Origin of the sequence: Streptomyces nojiriensis (assembly GCF_017639205.1) — a bacterium.
Taxonomy (GTDB): domain Bacteria; phylum Actinomycetota; class Actinomycetes; order Streptomycetales; family Streptomycetaceae; genus Streptomyces; species Streptomyces nojiriensis.
Genome location: NZ_CP071139.1, coordinates 3,488,821 through 3,508,579 on the forward strand (window position 1 = coordinate 3,488,821; position 19,759 = coordinate 3,508,579).

General features: G+C 72.7%; 12 protein-coding genes. 5 read left to right on the forward strand and 7 right to left on the reverse strand.

What is annotated here, in order from left to right:
* Positions 1–148 precede the first annotated feature (148 nt).
* Positions 149–3,472: a S8 family serine peptidase gene (locus JYK04_RS16285; protein ID WP_189736991.1), complete on the forward strand. Its 3,324-nt coding sequence runs from the start codon at positions 149–151 to the stop codon at positions 3,470–3,472.
* 77 nt (positions 3,473–3,549) lie between these two features.
* Here the strand turns inward: JYK04_RS16285 and JYK04_RS16290 are convergent, their stop codons facing one another.
* The gene (locus tag JYK04_RS16290) at positions 3,550–5,031 is read right to left on the reverse strand and encodes a M28 family metallopeptidase (protein WP_189736992.1); all 1,482 of its coding nucleotides are present in this window, start codon (positions 5,029–5,031) and stop codon (positions 3,550–3,552) included.
* A gap of 260 nt (positions 5,032–5,291) precedes the next feature.
* On the opposite strand from JYK04_RS16290, the gene JYK04_RS16295 reads away from it, so the two are divergent.
* A complete protein-coding gene (locus JYK04_RS16295; protein WP_189736995.1) occupies positions 5,292–6,320 on the forward strand; it encodes an aspartate-semialdehyde dehydrogenase in 1,029 nt (342 codons plus the stop codon).
* Positions 6,321–6,461: 141 nt separating this feature from the next.
* The gene (gene pepN, locus JYK04_RS16300) at positions 6,462–9,056 is read left to right on the forward strand and encodes an aminopeptidase N (RefSeq protein ID WP_189736997.1); all 2,595 of its coding nucleotides are present in this window, start codon (positions 6,462–6,464) and stop codon (positions 9,054–9,056) included.
* Between the two features lie 182 nt (positions 9,057–9,238).
* Here pepN and JYK04_RS16305 read toward each other — a convergent pair whose 3' ends face one another.
* The 4 genes from JYK04_RS16305 to JYK04_RS16320 are packed head-to-tail and all read right to left on the reverse strand — an operon-like array spanning position 9,239 to position 13,457.
* A complete protein-coding gene (locus JYK04_RS16305; protein WP_189736999.1) occupies positions 9,239–10,141 on the reverse strand; it encodes a LysR family transcriptional regulator in 903 nt (300 codons plus the stop codon).
* A gap of 10 nt (positions 10,142–10,151) precedes the next feature.
* Entirely contained in the window at positions 10,152–11,072 is a 921-nt protein-coding gene (locus tag JYK04_RS16310; RefSeq protein WP_189737001.1) for a DMT family transporter, read from the reverse strand.
* A 50-nt stretch (positions 11,073–11,122) separates the two neighbouring features.
* Complete coding sequence (locus tag JYK04_RS16315) at positions 11,123–12,055, reverse strand: EamA family transporter (protein ID WP_189737003.1); 933 nt, start codon at positions 12,053–12,055, stop codon at positions 11,123–11,125.
* A gap of 58 nt (positions 12,056–12,113) precedes the next feature.
* Positions 12,114–13,457 (reverse strand): MFS transporter, encoded by a 1,344-nt coding sequence (locus JYK04_RS16320; RefSeq protein ID WP_189737005.1) that lies wholly within the window; start codon positions 13,455–13,457, stop codon positions 12,114–12,116.
* A 105-nt stretch (positions 13,458–13,562) separates the two neighbouring features.
* On the opposite strand from JYK04_RS16320, the gene JYK04_RS16325 reads away from it, so the two are divergent.
* The gene (locus JYK04_RS16325) at positions 13,563–14,054 is read left to right on the forward strand and encodes a MarR family winged helix-turn-helix transcriptional regulator (protein WP_189737007.1); all 492 of its coding nucleotides are present in this window, start codon (positions 13,563–13,565) and stop codon (positions 14,052–14,054) included.
* 109 nt (positions 14,055–14,163) lie between these two features.
* Here JYK04_RS16325 and JYK04_RS16330 read toward each other — a convergent pair whose 3' ends face one another.
* Together JYK04_RS16330 and JYK04_RS16335 are read right to left on the reverse strand one after the other, a co-directional pair.
* Complete coding sequence (locus JYK04_RS16330; protein ID WP_189737009.1) at positions 14,164–14,403, reverse strand: hypothetical protein; 240 nt, start codon at positions 14,401–14,403, stop codon at positions 14,164–14,166.
* A gap of 20 nt (positions 14,404–14,423) precedes the next feature.
* Complete coding sequence (locus JYK04_RS16335) at positions 14,424–16,451, reverse strand: 4-alpha-glucanotransferase (protein ID WP_189737011.1); 2,028 nt, start codon at positions 16,449–16,451, stop codon at positions 14,424–14,426.
* 214 nt (positions 16,452–16,665) lie between these two features.
* On the opposite strand from JYK04_RS16335, the gene JYK04_RS16340 reads away from it, so the two are divergent.
* Complete coding sequence (locus JYK04_RS16340; RefSeq protein ID WP_189737013.1) at positions 16,666–19,668, forward strand: glycoside hydrolase family 84 protein; 3,003 nt, start codon at positions 16,666–16,668, stop codon at positions 19,666–19,668.
* Positions 19,669–19,759: the final 91 nt, after the last annotated feature.

The following is a 19,759-nucleotide window of genomic DNA, read 5'->3' on the forward strand; positions in this document are numbered from 1 at the left end:
CGCTGGCGTATTCCTCGCACTGGCGAGGTTCCGCCATGACAGGTCTCGGTCAATGACAACTCTCCCCAAAGAGCTGTCGCTTAGGCCAAGCTGACCGGTCATCCGGCACCGAAATCCGGACCGTATCTTTCACTTACCAGGGATGCTGATGACCCTCGAATCCCCCAGCTCCATACCCGGGGCCAGACGCGTCGCGCGCGTCGCGGCCGCGGCCGGTCTGGTCGCCGCCCTCGCGGCCACCGGCGCCGGTCCCGTCTTCGCGGCGACCGGCGCGGACACCCCGGGCACCTCGCCCGCGGTCAAGTCCGCGGACCAGAAGCTCGGTTCGGCCGACGCCGAACTCCTTCAGCAGGCCAAGGCCAAGGGTGACGCGAACGTCACCGTCATGGTCGCGACCGCCCCCGGCCAGACCAAGCAGGTGGCGGACCAGCTCGGCTCGGTCCAGGGCGCCTCGGTGGGCCAGACGTACGACAACCTCGGTTACGTGCGCGCCACCCTGCCGACCGACAAGGCCGACGCCGCGCTGAAGGCGGCCGCCAAGCTGTCCTCGGTGCACGGCATCGACCTGCGGCACGAGATCCAGCTGCCCGACCCGCGCCCCGACGCGGACCGCGAGACCGGCACGGTGAAGAAGACCGCCGCCGAGACCTACGCGGCGCCGGACAAGAACACCCCCGCGAAGAACCCGTACAACCCGTCCTTCGAGACCGGTGCGGTCGACTTCGTGAAGGACAACCCGCAGGCCGACGGCCGCGGAGTGACCATCGGCATCATGGACTCGGGCATCGACCTCGGTCACCCGGCCCTGCAGAAGACCACCACCGGCGAGCGCAAGATCGTCGACTGGGTGACGGCCACCGACCCGATCACCGACAACGACGCCACCTGGCGCCCGCAGATCACCCCGGTCACCTCCAGCGGCGGCAGCTTCACCGCGGGCGGCCAGAGCTGGAAGGCTCCCGAGGGCAGCTTCCAGTGGAGCCGCTTCACCGAGTCGATCACCGCCACCGGCGACATGAAGGGCGACGTCAACCGCGACGGTGACACCACCGACCGGTTCGGCCTGCTCTACGACGCCGCCGCCGGCACCGTCCGCGTCGACACCGACCAGGACGGCGACTTCACGAACAACGAGCCGATGAAGCCGTACAAGGACGGCTACCAGATCGGCTACTTCGGCACGGACAACCCGGCGACCGACGTCGCCGAGCGCATCCCGTTCGTGATCCAGATCCGCAAGGACGTCCCGATGGACCCGCTCGGCGGCGACTGGGTCGGCAAGAAGGCCGACTTCGTCAACGTCGGCATCATCGAGTCCGAGCACGGCACGCACGTCGCCGGCATCACCGCCGCCAACAGCCTCTTCGGCGGCCAGATGAACGGCGAGGCGCCCGGCGCCAAGCTCGTCTCCTCGCGCGCCTGCTCCTGGTCCGGCGGCTGCACCAACGTCGCGCTGACCGAGGGCATGATCGACCTCGTCGTCAACCGCGGCGTGGACATCGTCAACATGTCCATCGGCGGCCTGCCGGCGCTGAACGACGGCAACAACGCGCGCTCCGAGCTCTACAAGAACCTCATCGACACCTACGGCGTCCAGCTGGTCATCTCGGCCGGCAACTCGGGCCCGGGCGTCAACACCATCGGCGACCCCGCCCTCGCGGACAAGGTCATCTCCGTGGGCGCGTCGGTCTCCAAGGAGACCTGGGCCGCCAACTACGGCTCCGGTGTGAGCACGAAGTACAACATGTTCCCCTTCTCCTCGCGCGGTCCGCGTGAGGACGGCGGCTTCACGCCGACCATCAGCGCCCCCGGCGCGGCCATCAACACCATCCAGACCTGGCTGCCCGGCGCCCCGGTGAAGGAGGCCGGCTACACCCTGCCGGCCGGTTACGGCATGCTCCAGGGCACCTCGATGGCCTCGCCGCAGGCGGCGGGCGCGAGCGCCCTGCTGATCTCGGCCGCCAAGCAGCACAACATCAAGCTGACGCCGGCCTCCCTGCGGGTCGCGCTCACCACGGCCGCCAAGAAGATCGACAACGTCCCCGCGCACGCGCAGGGTTCGGGTCTGATCGACATCCCCGGCGCGTGGGAGTCCATCCAGCGCGACGCGAAGGCCAACGAGTTCACCGTCAAGGCGCCGGTCGACACCGCGATCGACCAGTTCCTGAAGACCCCGGGCTTCGGCACCGGCCTGTACGACCGTGAGGGCGGCCTCAAGGTCGGCCAGAAGAAGGTCTACAACGTCGTCGTCACCCGCACCACGGGCGTCAAGTACGGCACCCGGCACGACCTGAGCTGGCGCAACAACGACGGCACCTTCAAGGTGGTCGGCGGCTACGACTACGTCACCCTGCCGCTGAACAAGCCCGTCACCATCAAGGTCGAGGCCAACGCCAAGACGGCCGGCGTCCACAGCGGCATCCTGCAGCTGGACGACGAGACCACCGAGGGCATCGACAAGCAGATCCTGACCACCGTCGTGGCCGCCGCCCCCCTGGCCGCGCCGTCGTTCGCCCTGTCGGACAGCTCCTCGGTGCAGCGCAACAGCCACAAGTCGTACTTCGTGACGGTCCCGCCGGGCGCCAAGAGCCTGGAGGTCGCCCTCGGCGGTCTCGCGGCGGGCAGCCAGACGCGCTTCATCGCGATCCACCCGCACGGCGTGCCGGTCGACCCGACGGCCACGACCAACTGCTACCCGAACTACGACAACCCGGCCAACACCTGCCGCCCCGACGTCCGCTCGTACCCCGAGCCGACCCCGGGTGTCTGGGAGATCGAGGTCGAGGCCCGTCGTACGTCGCCGGTGCTCGACAACCCGTTCAAGCTGGACGTCTCCGTGCTCGGCGCGGCCTTCGACCCCGCGGTCAAGGTCCTGCCCGAGGTGAAGCAGGGCACCCCCGCCCCGGTCCAGTGGAGCGTCAAGAACGCCGGCGCGGCCATCTCCGGCGGCAAGCTCGTCGGCGGTCCGCTCGGTTCCGCGAAGGTCGCCAAGCCGACCATCACGCCCGGTGAGACCCACTCCACCGAGATCGCGGTCCCCGCGGGCACCTCGCGCCTCGACGTCGCGATCGGCAAGGTGTCCGACACCGCCGCCGACCTCGACCTCGAGGTCTACAAGGACGGCGTCAAGGTCGGCTCGTCCGCCGACGGCGACTCCGAGGAGGCCGTGAGCCTGGTGAACCCGGCCGCGGGCACCTACACCGTCAAGGTGATCGGCTACGCGATCCCGTCCGGCTCCACCACGTACGACTACCGTGACGTGTTCTTCTCGGCCGCCCTGGGCTCCGTCCAGGTCGACGAGGCCGCCGCGGTGAACCTCGCCACCGGCGCCACCGCGCAGGTCTCGGCGAACGTCCTGGTCACCAGCGCGGCCCCCGAGGGCCGGCAGTTCTTCGGCCAGGTCCAGCTGCTCAACACCCGCGGCACCGCCGCCGGCACCGGCAGCGTGCAGATCGAGAAGGTCCTCCCGTAGGACCCTGCGGTACGGAAAACCCGAGGGGGCGGCGCTCTGACGAGCACCGCCCCCTCGGGCCGTTCCCCCCGGTCCGGCTACTTGCCGAGCGAGCGCAGCGACTCGGCGTAGGTGCCGACCGCGTGCGCGATCACGTCCAGGTTGGTGTCGAAGACCCCCAGGTCCAGGTTCTTCAGGTGGTCCCCCGCCCCGTGGTAGTTCGGGTCGTACGGGGCCCCGGCCGTGCCGCCGTAGCGCCCCGCCTGCTCGGCGGTCTTGATGCCCTCGGCGCCGGTGAAGGTGCCGCCCGCCGGGATGCCGTTCGCGATGAAGGGGCCGTAGTCGGAGCGTCCGTCGAAGTCACTGCCCTCGTGCGGCTTGCCCTTCCTGTCGAGGAAGCCGTTGATCAGTGCCTCGATCTCGGCCGAGCCCGCCGGTCCCGCTCCCGCGCCCGTCCTGTCCGAGTCGTCGCCGTCGTAGACGAACTGCGCCGGGTTCGGCGAGGCGATCATGTCGAAGTTCAGGTAGAGAGCAATGTCCTTCTTCTGCTTCTCGGACAGCTGCGCGACGTAGTGCTCCGAGCCGAGCAGGCCGAGCTCCTCCGCCGACCACCAGCCGAAGCGCACCTTGTTGGCGGGCCCCTTGCCCTTCTTGTTGGCGCCCTCGTCCGCGAGCTTGAGCGCCACCTCCAGCAGCCCGGCCGAACCGGAGCCGTTGTCGTTGATGCCCGGGCCCTCGGGTACGGAGTCCAGGTGGGCGCCCACGGTCACCACGCGGTCGGAGCGGCCGCCGCGGGTCTCGGCGATCACATTGCGGGTGGTCTTCTTCACGTGCTCCTGGTCCAGCTCCAGCCGCACGCTCACCTCGCCCTTCGCGGCGGCCGCGGTCAGCGCCTCGCCGTCGGCCAGCGTGATGCCGGCGCTCGGGATGATCCCCTCGTCGGGCGAGGAGAACCCGCCGCGCACCGGGGTGGTTCCGCTGTGGTTGTAGACGATCACGCCGAGGGCGCCGGCCGCGGCGGCGGCCCGCTGCTTCTCCACGAAGGTGCACGCACCCCGCTTGACCAGGGCGATCTTCCCCGCGAAGGCACCGGCAGGGTAGTCGTCGGCCGTGCAGCCGGGGGTTTCGTCGACCCGGGCCAGGGCGAGCGGCGCGGCCAGGCCGCCGGCCGGGGTGGACTTGGTGAAGGTGAAGGCGGCGGTGGCCAGCTCGCGGGAGTCCTGGCCGAGGACGGTGGTCTTCTCCGCCTTGGTGTGCGCCTCGTAGATGTCGAAGTCCTGGTACGAGACCTGGTACCCGGCCTTCTTCAGCGTGTCGTACACGTAGGCGGCGGAGGCCGCGTGGCCCGGCGTGCCGGCGGCGCGGTTGCCGCCGTTGGCGTCGGCGATCTGCTGGAACTTCCTCAGGTGGCGGTAGGCGCCCTTGGCGGTGACCTCCGCCACCAGCTCCTTGGCCAGCCTGCCCTCGCGCGGGTGGGCGGCCGCCGGCGTGGCGGTCAGCAGGACGGGCGCGGCGACGGCGGCGGCCGCGAGGGCGGCGAGCGCCGGTATGGACCGGCGGCGGTGGCGGATGGCACGCACGGTGGATCTCCCCGAATCGATGGTTCGTTCTGCGGTCGGTCATGTCCGGATAACGGTCACGACAGACCGGACGCTAACCGCCTCCGACCAGGCAAAACGGGTGTTCAGGGGCCCCGCAACACGCCCGCCACGAACTCGCCATGAGGGTTCACATCCAGGACACCGTCCGTACCTCGGACAATGGATTGGACAAGGCTCGTGGGGTCGAACGCATGATGGCTCCACGCGCGCCCGCGTCGTACGGAGCAAAAGGAGTCACCGTGAGGGTCGGAATCGTCGGAGCCACCGGTCAGGTCGGCGGAGTCATGCGCAGCATCCTCGCCGAGCGCAAGTTCCCGGTGGACGAGCTGCGCCTGTTCGCCTCGGCCCGGTCCGCCGGCTCGACGATCGAGTGGGAGGGCCGGGAGATCACCATCGAGGACGCGTCCACCGCCGACTACGCGGGCCTGGACATCGTGCTCTTCTCCGCGGGCGGCGCCACCTCCAAGGCCCTGGCCGAGAAGGTCGCCTCCCAGGGCGCCGTCGTGATCGACAACTCCTCCGCGTGGCGCAAGGACCCCGAGGTCCCCCTCGTGGTCTCCGAGGTCAACCCGCACGCGATCAAGAACCGCCCCAAGGGCATCATCGCGAACCCGAACTGCACCACCATGGCGGCCATGCCCGTGCTGCGCCCGCTGCACGAAGAGGCCGGCCTGACCGCGCTGATCGCCACCACCTACCAGGCCGTGTCCGGCTCGGGCCTGGCCGGCGTGGCCGAGCTCAAGGGCCAGGCCTGCGCGGTCTCCGAGGCCGCCGACCAGCTGACCTTCGACGGCGGCGCGGTGGACTTCCCCGAGCCCACCGTCTACAAGCGCCCGATCGCCTACAACGTGGTCCCGCTCGCGGGCAACCTGGTCGACGACGGCTCCTTCGAGACCGACGAGGAGCAGAAGCTCCGCAACGAATCCCGCAAGATCCTGGAGATCCCGGAGCTCAAGGTCTCCGGCACCTGCGTGCGCGTGCCGGTCTTCGCCGGCCACTCCCTGCAGGTCAACGCCCGCTTCGCGAACCCCATCAGCGTCGAGCGCGCCTACGAGCTGCTCAAGGACGCCCCGGGCGTCGAGCTCTCGGAGATCCCGACCCCCCTGCAGGCGGCGGGCAAGGACGCCTCGTACGTGGGCCGCATCCGCTCCGACGAGACGGTGGAGAACGGCCTCGCGCTGTTCCTCTCCAACGACAACCTGCGCAAGGGCGCGGCCCTGAACGCGGTGCAGATCGCCGAGCTCGTGGCCGAGGAGCTGCGCGGCTGATCCCGCTCACCCGGCGCGAGGGCGGCACCGCGACGGTGCCGCCCTCGCGCGCGTTTTTTCGCCCGTGGATTAGTCCGGGGCGGTGGCGCTGTCCGGATGGCAGGATGGCCGGGCAACGTCACCATCGAAGGAGATGAACGCGTGCCAGGCACGAATCTCACCCGTGAAGAGGCTCAGCAGCGGGCCAAGCTGCTGACCGTCGACTCCTACGAGATCGAACTCGATCTCAGCGGCGCACAGGAAGGTGGCACCTACCCGTCCGTGACCACCGTGCGCTTCCAGTCGGCCGAGGCCGGGAGCGAGACCTTCATCGACCTGGTCGCTCCGGCCGTGCACGAGGTCGTCCTCAACGGCACGTCTCTGGACGTCGCGGAGGTCTTCCACGACTCCCGGATCGCCCTGCGCCACCTGGCGGCCGGGGCCAACGAGCTCCGCGTCGTCGCGGACTGCGCGTACACGAACACCGGTGAGGGCCTCCACCGCTTCGTCGACCCGGTCGACCAGCAGGCATACCTCTACACCCAGTTCGAGGTTCCGGACGCGCGGCGGGTCTTCGCCAGCTTCGAGCAGCCCGACCTGAAGGCCACGTTCCAGTTCACCGTGACGGCCCCCGAGGGCTGGACGGTCATCTCGAACTCGCCGACGCCGGAGGCCGCGGACGTCAAGGACAACGTCTGGCGCTTCGAGCCGACCCCGCGCATCTCCTCGTACATCACCGCGCTGATCGTCGGCCCGTACCACTCCGTGCACAGCTCCTACGAGGGCCCGGACGGCCAGTCCGTACCGCTCGGCATCTACTGCCGCCCCTCGCTGGCCGAGTTCCTGGACGCGGACGCGATCTTCGACGTCACCCGGCAGGGCTTCGACTGGTTCCAGGAGAAGTTCGCCTACGACTACCCCTTCGCCAAGTACGACCAGCTCTTCGTGCCGGAGTTCAACGCGGGCGCCATGGAGAACGCGGGCGCGGTCACCATCCGCGACCAGTACGTCTTCCGCTCCAAGGTGACGGACGCGGCGTACGAGGTGCGCGCGGAGACGATCCTCCACGAGCTCGCCCACATGTGGTTCGGCGACCTGGTCACCATGGAGTGGTGGAACGACCTGTGGCTGAACGAGTCGTTCGCGACGTACACGTCGATCGCCTGCCAGGCGTACGCCGAGGGCTCGAAGTGGCCGCACGCGTGGACCACCTTCGCCAACTCCATGAAGACCTGGGCGTACCGGCAGGACCAGCTGCCGTCCACGCACCCGATCATGGCCGACATCCGTGACCTCGACGACGTCATGGTCAACTTCGACGGCATCACGTACGCCAAGGGCGCCTCGGTGCTCAAGCAGCTCGTCGCCTACGTCGGCACGGACGCCTTCTTCAAGGGCGTGCAGGCGTACTTCAAGGCGCACGCCTTCGGGAACACGCGCCTGTCCGACCTGCTGGGCGCCCTGGAGGAGACCTCGGGCCGCGACCTGACCGCCTGGTCGAAGGCGTGGCTGGAGACGGCCGGCATCAACGTCCTGCGCCCGGAGGTCACCACCGACGAGAACGGTGTGATCACCGCCTTCGGCATCCGCCAGGAGGCGCCCGCGCTGCCCGCCGGCGCCAAGGGCGAGTCCACCCTGCGCCCGCACCGCATCGCGGTCGGCCTGTACGAGCTCCAGGACGGCGCCCTCGTGCGCACCGACCGGATCGAGCTGGACATCGACGGCGCGCTCACCACGGTGCCGGAGCTCGTCGGCCGCACCCGTCCGGCGGTCTTCCTGCTCAACGACGACGACCTCTCCTACGCCAAGGTCCGCCTGGACGAGGAGTCCCTGGCCACCGTCACCGCGCACATCGGCGACTTCACCGAGTCCCTGCCGCGCGCCCTGTGCTGGGCCTCGGCCTGGGACATGACGCGTGACGGCGAGCTCGCCACCCGCGACTACCTCGCGCTGGTCCTCTCGGGCATCGGCAAGGAGTCCGACATCGGCGTGGTCCAGTCGTTGCACCGCCAGGTGAAGCTGGCCATCGACCTGTACGCCGACCCGGCGTGGCGCGAGGAGGGCCTGGCGGCCTGGACCGAGGCCACCCTGGAGCACCTGCGCGGCGCCGAGCCGGCGGGCGACCACCAGCTGGCGTGGGCGCGGGCCTTCGCGGCCAGCGCCCGCACCGAGGGGCAGCTGACCTACCTGTCGGCGCTGCTGGACGGCGCGGCGGAGATCGAGGGCCTGGCCGTCGACACCGAGCTGCGCTGGACGTTCCTGGAGCGGCTCGCCGCGACGGGCGTCGCCGGGGAGCCGGCCATCGCGGCGGAGCTGGAGCGGGACGCCACGGCGGCCGGCGAGCGCCACGCGGCGACCGCCCGGGCGGCGCGCCCGACGGCGGAGGCCAAGGCCGAGGCGTGGGCCTCGGTGGTGGAGTCCGGCGACCTGCCGAACGCGGTGCAGGAGGCGGTGATCGGCGGCTTCGTCCAGACCGACCAGCGCGAGCTGCTGGCCCCGTACACCGAGAAGTTCTTCTCGGCGGTCAAGGAGGTCTGGGAGACCCGTAGCCACGAGATCGCCCAGCAGATCGCGGTGGGCCTCTACCCGGGGCTGCAGGTCTCGCAGGCGACGCTGGACGCGACGGACGCGTGGCTGGCCTCGGCCGAGCCGAACGCGGCGCTGCGCCGTCTGATCTCGGAGTCCCGCGCGGGCGTCGAGCGCGCTCTGAAGGCCCAGGCCGCGGACGCCGCCGCTTCCGCTGGCGCTCAGCAGTAGGAAGCCCCGGGATCTGCCCGCACCCGTGGGAGCGACGCCTCCCGCGGGTGCGGCTCCGCTCCTGGGGCTCCGCCCCGGACCCCGCGCCTCAAACGCCGGCGGGGCTGAATTTCAGCCCGCCCGGCGTTTGAGGGCGCGGGCGCGGAGCGCACGCACGGAGTCCGGGGCGGAGCCCCGGCACCCTACCGCCGGGCCGAAGCCACTTCGCGCAAGGCCGCCAGGACGTGGGACAGCGCGGGCGCGGATTCGGCGCCCCGGCGGACCGCCGCGATCACGTGGCGGGTCGGGCGGTCGTGGGCCAGGACCCGGATCGTCCCGCCCGAAGCACGGCTCGACACCATCCGGGGGACCAGGGCCACCCCCATCCCCGCCTCCACCATCGCCAGGATCGCGGTCCAGCCGGACGCCGAGTGCGCCTGTTCCGGGACGAAGCCCGCCGCCTCGCACGCGGACCGGGCGATCTCCGACCAGGGGCCGCTGCCCCCGTAGATCCACGGGTCGCCGGACAGGTCCGCCAGCCGCAGGCCGGGCGCGGCCGCCAGCGGGTGGCCCGGCGGGAGCGCCACGTCCAGCGGGTCCTCCAGGAGCGCCACCCGGGTGAACCGGGGATCGCGCGCGGTCGGTGCGTGGGCCGTGAGGGACAGCGCCAGGTCCACGCCCCCGGCCGACAGGAGCTCGTAGGCCTCAGCGGCCTCCGTCTCCCGCACTCGGACCTCCACCCCGGGGTGGGTCCGCCGCAGCGCGGCCACCGCCGGGACCACGAGCGCCGGTACGGCGGTGGAGAAGGCTCCCACCCGTACCTCGCCCGTGTCCCCGGCGAGGTATCCGGCCAGTTCCGCGTCGGCCCGCTCCAGCTGCGCGAACACCGCCTCCGTGTGCCGCAGGACGAGGTGCGCCGCGTCCGTGAGCCGCACCCGGCGGCCCTCGGCCTCCAGCAGGACCACGCCCAGTTGCCGGGCGAGGTTCGTCAGTTGCTGCGAGACGGCCGAGGGCGTCATGTGGAGCGCCTCGGCCGCCCTGGTCACGGTCCCCTGTTCGGCGAGGGTCCGCAGGATCCGCAGCTTCTTGATGTCCCACTCGGTCATGGGCCCGAACCTACCGCCGGGCACTTCCCAGCCCGACTCCGCCGAGGATCAGCGCCATGCAGAGCAGCTGCGCCGGTCCGGTCCGCTCGCCCAGGAGCAGGAAGCCGAGCCCGGCCACGCACACCGGCTGGAGGTAGTAGACGACTCCCGCGCGGGCGGCCCCGATCATCGAGACGGCCTTGTTCCAGGCGAAGAAGGCGACGGCCGAGGAGAACACCCCGACGTACAGCAGCGGTCCGACCGTCCCGGTGGTGGCCTCGAAGCCGCCCTGGACGGAGACGGAGACGGCGTAGGCGGGTGCCAGCATCAGGGCGCCGAGCACGAAGGTGGTGATCAGGAAGGCCAGTCCGCCGAGTTCGGCGGGCTTGCGCTTGAGCAGGGCGCTGTACGTGGCGAAGGAGAGGGCGGCGGCGAACATCCACAGGTCGCCGGCGCCGAACTCGAAGCCTATCGAGCCGTCCCCGACGAGCAGCAGTACCCCGAAGGCGGCGAGCAGGATGCCGAGGGTCCGCCGCTTGCCGAGCCGTTCGCCGCCGAGGCGGGCGTAGAGCGCCATGATGACGGGCGACGCGGCCATGATCATGCCCATGTTGGAGGCGGAGGTGGTCAGTCCGGCCTGGTGCACGAGCGTGTTGTAGAGGGTGACGCCGAACAGCGAGGCGAGGGCTACGAAGCCGAGGTGCCGCCGGATCAGGGCCCGCTGCCGCCAGGCCTGGCGGGCGGCGAAGGGGGCGACGGCGAGCAGGGCGATGATCCAGCGCCAGAAGACCGCCTGGACGGGCGGGACGGTCTCGGCCATGCCCCGGGTGGCGACGAAGCTGCCGGACCAGACGACCGTCGCGAGCAGGGCGAGGAGCACGCCGAGCCCGGCGGCACCCTTCTTCCCCGTGCTGCCGGGCTTGGCTTGCGAGACGGTACGGACGCGGTCCATGACGGCCACTGTGGGTCTGCTCCTCGGAGTGGGCTGGCGGGGTGTCCGGACTACCGTCGCACTGCCTCATCCGTCAGGTCCATCGAAATGTTCTGATCATTCTTTTCAGTGGAACTGAACGGTTGGGGCTTGCGGGCGGCCGCCAGCTGACCGGCGACGGTGGCTCCGAAGGCGATCGCCATCCCGACGAGCTGGACCGGCGACAGCGCCTGCCCGAGGGCGGCCCAGCCGATGACGGCGGCGGTGAGCGGGGAGAGCGGGCCGAGCAGGGTGACCGAGGTGGCGCTGAGGGCTCCGATGCCGCGGAACCAGAGCCAGTACGCGATCCCGGTGTTGATCAGCATCATGTAGCCGTAGCCGAGGAAGGCCTTGCCGTCGAGCGCGGGCGGGGCACCCTCGACGAGGGCGGCGACGGGAATGATGAACAGTCCGCCCGCGGTGAGCTGCCAGCCGGTCATCGCCAGCGGCCCCACGCCCTCGGGGCGGCCCCAGCGCTTGGTCATCACGGTGCCGGCGCCCATGGAGGCGGAGGAGATCACACCGGCGACGATGCCGACCGCGTCGAGCCGGGCCTCGGCGGTCAGGACGACCATGCTCACGCCGAACGCCCCGACGACGGCGGCGAGCACGGTGCGCAGGCTCGCCCGCTCCCCGAGGACGAGCGCGGCCAGCCCTACGACGAACAGCGGGCCGGCGGCGCCCAGTACGGCCGCGACACCGCCGGGGAGCCGGTAGGCGGAGAGGAACAGCAGCGGGAAGAAGGCGCCGATGTTGAGGATGCCGAGGACGGCGGACTTCCACCACCACTGCCCCTTGGGCAGGGTGCGGGCCAGGGCGGTCAGCAGCAGTCCGGCGGGCAGGGCCCGCATGACCCCGGTGAACAGCGGCCGGTCGGGCGGCAGCAGCTCGGTGGCGACGGCGTAGGTGGAGCCCCAGGAGATGGGGGCGAGTGCGGTCAGGGCGACGGTGGCTAAACGCTTCATGGCGGGTGGCTCCTGGATCGGACGGGGGAAGCGGGTGGGTGGACCGGGCGGGGCCGGCTCAGGCGGCGGCCGCGGGGGCCGGTGCGACGGCGGCGGTCACGGGGGCCGGTGCGAGGGCGGCGGCCTCGCGGACCACCGGCGGCTCGGCGTGCACGGCCTCGGCGGGCAGGTGCCGCTCCAGCCGGAGCAGCGCCAGCGCGGCACCGAGGGCGGCGACGGCCAGGACGGCCCAGGGCAGGCGGCCGTCGACGGCGAGCAGGGCGGTGAAGAGGGAGGGGGCGAGCGCACCGGCCAGCGAGTAGGACAGCTGATAGGTGGCCAGGTAGCGGCCCCGGACGGCCTCGGGGGCGGCGGAGACCGACAGGGCGCCGCCGGAGGGGCTGTGGACGAGCTCGCCGAGGGTGTAGACGACGACGATGGCCAGCAGGGCGACCAGGGTGGCGCTCTGGCCGGGCCGCAGGGTGCCGAGCACGATCTGCCCGACGAAGGCGGCGGCGAAGAGCAGGGCGCCGAGGGCGGCCGAGCGGGTGCGGCGGGCGCCGGAGCGGCGGACCCGGCCCGCGATCAGCACGCCGATCCCGGCGCACAGCACGGTGTTGACGGTGAAGGCGGCTCCGGTGAGGGAGTCGGGGGCCCTCAGCCAGGTCGAGAGGTAGAGCGGGAAGAGGACGGAGAGGGCGGAGTAGCCCAGCGCGGTGAGGAAGTTGACGGCGGTGAGCCCGAGGAAGGGGCGGTCGCGCAGGACCGTCCGGTACCCGGCGGCCGCTGCGCCGGCCGGGCCGGCCGACGGGACGACCGGGGCCACCCGGACCGCCCGGACCCGGCCGACGAGCAGTCCGGCGAGGGCGAAGGCCAGGGAGTTGCCCCAGGCGGTGTACGTGAATCCGCCGGTGCCCCACAGGGCCAGCACCCCGGAGACGAGCAGGGCTCCCGCGCCCATCCCGGCGTTCTGCAGGGCCCGGGTGGACGCCTGGAGCCGGTCGCGGGCGGCGCCCCGCGCCACCTCGCCGATCAGGGACTGCTGGACGACGGAGAACGAGCGGTCGGCGAGCGCGGTGACGAGGGAGACGGCCGCGAAGGCGGGCAGGGAGCTCGCCAAGGGGTAGAGGGCGAAGCCGAGCGCCCGTATCCCGTAGAGCAGCAGGTTGACCCGCTTGGCGCCGAACCGGTCGACGGCCGCGCCGGCCAGCGGCATGAACGCCAGCCCGGCCAGCCCGGTGACCGTCATGACCAGGCCGACGACGGTGAGGGAGAGGCCGGTGACGTGATGGAAGAAGACCAGCGAGAAGGGGATGTACATACCGATCCCGACCGAGCTGATGCCGATTCCGAGGAGCAGCGACCGCTCCCCCGCGACCTTCGCTTCCCCTGACGCGGCTGTCTTCCCCATGAACACTGCCATGACCTCTCCCCCGGACTCGGTTGCTGATAAGTAGCTTACCGCTAAGCTACTTATCGTCAAGCAACTTTCTTGCGAACGATCTCGGGGAAGCCGGATACTGCACACATGAGTGACGACAAGGACGCAGTGGACGCGATCACGGCCCAGTGGTTCGCCGTGCGCCCCGACCTGGAAACGGCTCCCATGGCCGTCTTCGGACGCATCTACCGGATCACCAAGGCCATGGGCGACGCGATGGAGCAGTGCTACGCGCGCTTCGGCATCTCGCGCGGCGAGTTCGACGTCGTGGCCACGCTGCGCCGGTCGGGCGACCCGTACACGCTCTCGCCCCGGCAGCTCTCGGCCACCCTCATGCTCACCACGGGTGGCATGACCGGGCGTCTGGACAAGCTGGAGAAGGCCGGGCTGCTCTGCCGCAAGCCCGATCCGCACGACCGGCGGGGGCTCCAGGTGACGATCACCGAACGCGGCCTGGCACTGATCGACGAGGCCGTCACGGCCGGTCTGGAAGTACAGCGCGCCGCGCTCACCGGGCTGACCGACGACGAGGTCGCCGTGCTCACCGGCCTGCTCCGCCGGCTCCTGGCCGCCGTCTGAGGGTACGACAGGGCGCCGGGGGTCGTCGCACGGCCGAATCGAATCGGCGGTGCGGACCCCCGGCGCCCGGGAAAGTCTGCTGGTCCCGGCCCCGCGGGGCCGGACCGGCTCAGGCCTGCTTCGGCTTGCGGTCCGACTTGTCGAGGACCATCACGAGACCGATGATGCCGAAGAAGATCACGAGGGGCAGGGCCACGTACAGGCCGACCGTCTCACCGACGCTCAGACCCGGACCCGGGTCGTCACCGTCGTCGCGGGTGAGCGCGAGGGCGGGAGACGTCATCAGCAGCATCATCAGCGCGGTTCCGGCCGTGACGGCGCCGGCGCGCAGAGCGTTCTTCTTGTCCACGGTGCAAACGTAGCGAACACCTAAACCGGGCGCGCGCCCGGGGGTGCCGTACGAGAACGTGCACCCTCCCCCACCGCGCTCAGCAGGGCGTTCGCCCGGGGCGAGGACACCAGCTCCTCCAGGGTCAGCGGCCGCCCGGCGGCATCGGCGACCGGCAGCCGCCAATTGGGGTACTGGTCCCAGGTGCCCGGCAGGTTCTGCGGCCGCCGGTCCCCCACCGCGTCCGGCAGCCATACGCCGACCAGCCGCGCGGGGGTGCGCAGCAGGAAGGCGTACAGGGCCCGTACGGCGGCCTCCTCGCCCTTGGTGTCCAGCCCCAGCCCGTCCAGCAGCTCCAGCCACTCGGCGGTGTCCGCGGCGTCCTCGGCGCGCTCCAGCTCCGCCGGGCGGGTCAGCAGGCCTAGCCGGTCGCGCAGTTCCACATGGCCCCCGGCGAGCTTGGCGGCCGTGGGAGGCAGGTCGTGCGTGGTGACGGTGGCCAGGCAGTCGGCCCGCCAGGCCCGCGCGGCCAGCGGGTCCCCGGCGCCGTCCCAGTCCCGCTCGAACCAGAGCACCGAGGTACCGAGCACCCCGCGCCGGGCCAGCTCCTGACGGACCCGCGGCTCCACCGTCCCGAGGTCCTCGCCGATGACGAGCGCGCCCGCCCGGTGGGCCTCCAGGACCAGGATCGCCAGCATGGCCTCGCCGTCGTAGCTGACGTACGCGCCCTCCGCGGGCGGGGTCCCCTCCGGGATCCACCAGAGCCGGAACAGACCCATCACGTGGTCGATCCGCAGGGCTCCCGCATAGCGGAACACCCCGCGCAGCAGGGACCGGAAGGGGGCGTAGCCGGTGGCGGCCAGCACGTCCGGACGCCACGGCGGCAGCCCCCAGTCCTGGCCGCGGGCGTTGAAGGCGTCCGGCGGGGCCCCGACCGAGATGTGCGGGGCGTAGCAGGACGACCCGAAGACGTCGGAACCCTGCGGGTGCACCCCGACCGCGAGGTCGTGGACGATGCCGACCGCCATGCCGGCCTCCCGGGCGACCCGCTGGGCGGCGGCGAGCTGGCCGTCCGTCAGCCAGACCAGCCAGCGGTGGAAGTCGGCCCGCTCCTTCGGGTCCGCCTCCCCCGCGTGCCCGGCGCACCAGGCGGCGTGCACGTCCAGCGGCGCTCCCTGTTCGGCGCAGAACGCCCGGTAGGCGGCCTCGCGCTCGGGGGTGCGCGGGACGGCGTACAGCAGCTCCAGGGCGGACCGCTTGAGTTCCCAGACGGCGTCCCGGTCGATCAGCGCGCCCTTCTCCAGGACCTGGCGGCGCAGTTCCCCACCGCGGACGGCGAGCTCGTCGAGGGCCCGGCGGTCGGGGCAGTCGGCGTATTCGGGGACGTCCTCGATCCGCAGGTGGACCGGGTCCGGGAAGCGCCGCGAGGACGGCCGGTACGGGGAGGGGTCGGTCGGGGCCCCGGGCACGGCCGCGTGCAGCGGGTTGACCTGGATGAAACCGGCGCCATGGGTACGGCCCGCCCAGCGGGCGAGCTCCGCGAGGTCGCCGAGGTCGCCCATGCCCCAGGAGCGTTCGGAGAGCAGGGAGTAGAGCTGGACGAGCAGCCCGTGGGCCCGCTCGGGCGCGGCCGGGGCCCGCTCCGGGGCCACGACCAGGGTGGCCTCGGCGCTGCGCCCGTCGGGCGCCTCGGCGATGAGCCGGTGGACGCCCAGCGGCAGAGCGGGGCCCCACGCGAGCGCCTCCCCCGTCTCCTCCGCCACCACCCGCACCCGGGTGCCCGGGGGCAGCCCGGCGGGCTCCGGAGCCATCCGTTCCCCCTGCCAGAGCACCACCGTGGGCGGCAGCAGCCGCCCGGCCGCCTCCCGCGCGGCGGACTCGGCGCCCGCCCGGATGCTCGCCGCGTCGCCGGTGACCACCCCCAGCAGTCCGAGGACCGCCCTGACGGTGGCCTCCGGCACCGGGACGGTGACGTCCGCGGCGGGCCGGTAGTCGGTGGCGACTCCGTACTGGGCAGCGAGCCGGGCCAGGTCGTCCATCTGCGGGCGCTCCTTCGTGCGTGCGGGCATCAGGGCATGAAGATGTGTCAGATGATGGGGGCACAAGGGTGGTTCACAAGGGTGGGACGCCGCCGGGGAACACCGCCTCCATACCCACTCGGAGGCACCGCATTCCTGCCGCATCCGGGGCAGATCACCCACTCGCATTGACACTCCCGCCGCACGGATGGTGGGCTCAGGCTCATTCGTACGAGTGGGGGACGTCTCGGGACAAGGAGGCTCGGTGCAGCTCAGGGGTAGGAGGCGGAACACCGCCGCCGCTGTGGCGGTGATCGGCACACTGCTGGGCGGCGCCGTGTCCTCCGCGCCACCCGGGACGTTCGCGGCGCCCACCGCACCGGACCGCCCGGCGCCCGGGGCCAACCCCGGAGCGACCCCCGTGGCCGCCGCGGCCGGGCCGGTCCTCGACCCGGGTGCCGACACCCCCCGGGCGGCCTCCGAGGGCCCCGCCGTGTGGCCCCGGCCGCAGTCGATGTCCGCCGATCCGGCGCGCGAGCTGCCGCTGGGCACCGAGGCCGTACTCGTCGCGGCGGCCGACGCCGATCCGTACGCCGTCCGGGTGGTGCGGGACGCCCTGCGCGCGGCGGGCGTACGGACCGTCCACGAGCTCGCCCCCGGCGCTCCGCTGCCCGCACGGGGCACCGTCGTACGCCTCCAGGACGCGGACGCGGAACAGGCGCTGCGGGCGCTCGGCGCGGCCGCGCCGTCGGACCTGCCGACCGGGGGTTACCGGCTGGCCGCGGGCCGCCACGCCGGCCGGGACACGATCGCGCTGGCCGGCATGGGCGCGGAAGGACTCTTCCACGCGGCGCAGACGCTGCGCCAACTACTCGCGTCGGGCGGCGGGAAGATGCCCGGCGTGCTGGTGCGGGACTGGCCGGCCGCACCGGTGCGCGGGATAACCGAGGGCTTCTACGGGCAGCCGTGGACCCAGGAACAGCGCCTCGCGCAGCTGGACTTCATGGGCCGCACCAAGCAGAACCGGCTGCTCATAGCCCCCGGCGACGACACGTACCGCACGACGGGCTGGCGCCAGGACTACCCGCAGGAGCAGCAGGCGGAATTCCGTGCGCTGGCCGAACGGGCCCGCGCCAACCAGGTCGTCCTGGCCTGGGCGGTGACCCCGGGGCAGTCGATGTGCCTGTCCTCGGAGGCCGACCGGGCGGCGCTCGCGCGCAAGCTGGACGCCATGTGGGACCTCGGCTTCCGCGCCTTCCAGGTGCAGTTCCAGGACGTCAGCTACACCGAGTGGGGCTGCAAGGCCGACCGGGAGCGGTACGGGAAGGGCCCGGCGGCGGCCGCGAAGGCGCACGCGGAGGTCGCGGGCGGACTGGCGGCACACCTGGCCGCCCGGTACCCGGGAGCGCCCGCGCTCTCGCTGCTGCCGACGGAGTACTACCAGGAAGGCGCCACCACCTACCGGACGGCCCTGGCGGGCGCGCTGGACCCGCGGGTGGAGGTGGCCTGGACGGGCGTGGGCGTGGTGCCGCGCACGATCACGGGCAAGGAGCTGGCCGGCGCCCGCTCCGCCCTGGGGCACCCGCTGATCACCATGGACAACTACCCGGTGAACGACTGGGATCCGGGCCGGATCTTCCTCGGCCCGTACGCGGGCCGCGAGCCGGCGGTCGCGGGCGGTTCGGCGGCGCTGCTGGCCAACGCGATGCCGCAGGGCACCCTGTCGCGGATCCCGCTCTTCACGGCGGCGGACTTCGCGTGGAATCCGCGCGGCTACCGGCCCGGCGAGTCCTGGGCGGCGGCGGTGCGGGACCTGACGGGCGCCGACTCCCGCTCGCGCCAGGCGGTGGCGGCGCTGGCCGGGAACACCGCGTCGTCCGGGCTCAAGCAGGAGGAGTCGGCGTATCTGAAGCCGCTGGTCGAGCAGTTCTGGAAGGCCCGCGCCGCGGGTGATCCGGCGGCCGGGACCGAACTGCGCAAGGCGTTCACGGTCCTGCGCGAGGCCAAGGACCGGCTGCCGGCCCTGTCGGGCGAGGCGGGTCCCTGGCTGGAGCGCCTGGCGCGCTACGGGGCGGCGGGCGAACTGGCGGTGGACGTCCTGCAGGCCCAGGCCCGCGGGGACGGGACGGCCGCGTGGAAGGCCTCCCGGTCCCTGGCCGAGGTCCGGGCGACGCTGGCGCAGCCGGGATCGGCCCGCGTGGACAAGGCCGTCCTGGACCCCTTCCTGACGAAGGCGGTGGCCGAGGCCGACGCCTGGACCGGCATCGCCCGCAAGACCGGCACGGTGACCAAGGAGGCCGAGGCCTGGACCGTACAGCTGGACGCCCCGCGCCCGCTGTCGGCGGTGACCGTGATGACCGACCCGCTCCCCGCCGGGGCGCGGGGGGCCGCGGTGGAGGTGCACGTACCCGGCGAGGGCTGGCGCAAGGTCGCCGACGCCGCGGCCTCGGGCTGGACCCAGGTGGACACGGCCGGGTTGCGCGCGGACGCGGTGCGCCTGTCCTGGGCCGGGACCGGGTCCGCGCCCGCGGTGCACCAGGTGGTGCCGTGGTTCGGGGACGGCCCGCGGGCCCGCTTCGAGCTGGCGGACGGGGCGGCGGCCGACGCCGAGATCGGCGGCGCCGCGCAGCGGGTCTCGGCGCAGCTGTCCGCGCTGGGTCCGGGCGAGGTCCGCGGACCTCTGTCGGCGCGGCCGCCGGCGGGTATCGAGGTCCGCCTTCCGCAGGTCGCGGTGGCCCCGCGGGGCGGCCAGGTGTCGATCCCGCTGGAGGTCAGCGTCGCCGCGGGCACCCCGGCGGGCAGCTACCAGGTGCCGGTGACCTTCGACGGGGAGTCACGCACCCTGACGGTGCGTGCGGTGGCCAAGACCGGCGGGCCCGATCTGCTGCGGGCCGCGCGGGCGACCTCCTCGGCGAACGAGACCTCCGCCTTCCCGGCCTCGGCGGCCATCGACGGCTCCGCGGCCACCCGCTGGTCGTCCCCGGCGGTGGACGGCGCGTGGTGGCGGGCGGAACTGCCCGCCCCGGCGCGGGTGGGGCGGCTGGAACTGCACTGGCAGGACGCGTACCCGTCGGCGTACCGGGTGGAGACCTCCGCGGACGGGGTGACCTGGCGCCCGGCGGCGGCCGTGACGGCCTCCCGGGGCGGCCACGAGTCGCTCCGGATGGACGCACCGGACACCCGTTTCCTGCGGATCACGTGCGAGACCCGCGCGACGCGCTACGGCTGCTCCCTCTGGTCGGCGGAGGCCTACGCGGTCACCCCGTAGCCGCACCGTCCAGCCCGCTCTCCCGGCCCCGCCGGCACAGTCCAGCCCCGCCAGCATTTGAGGCGCGGCGTCCGGGGCCGAGCCCCGCTCC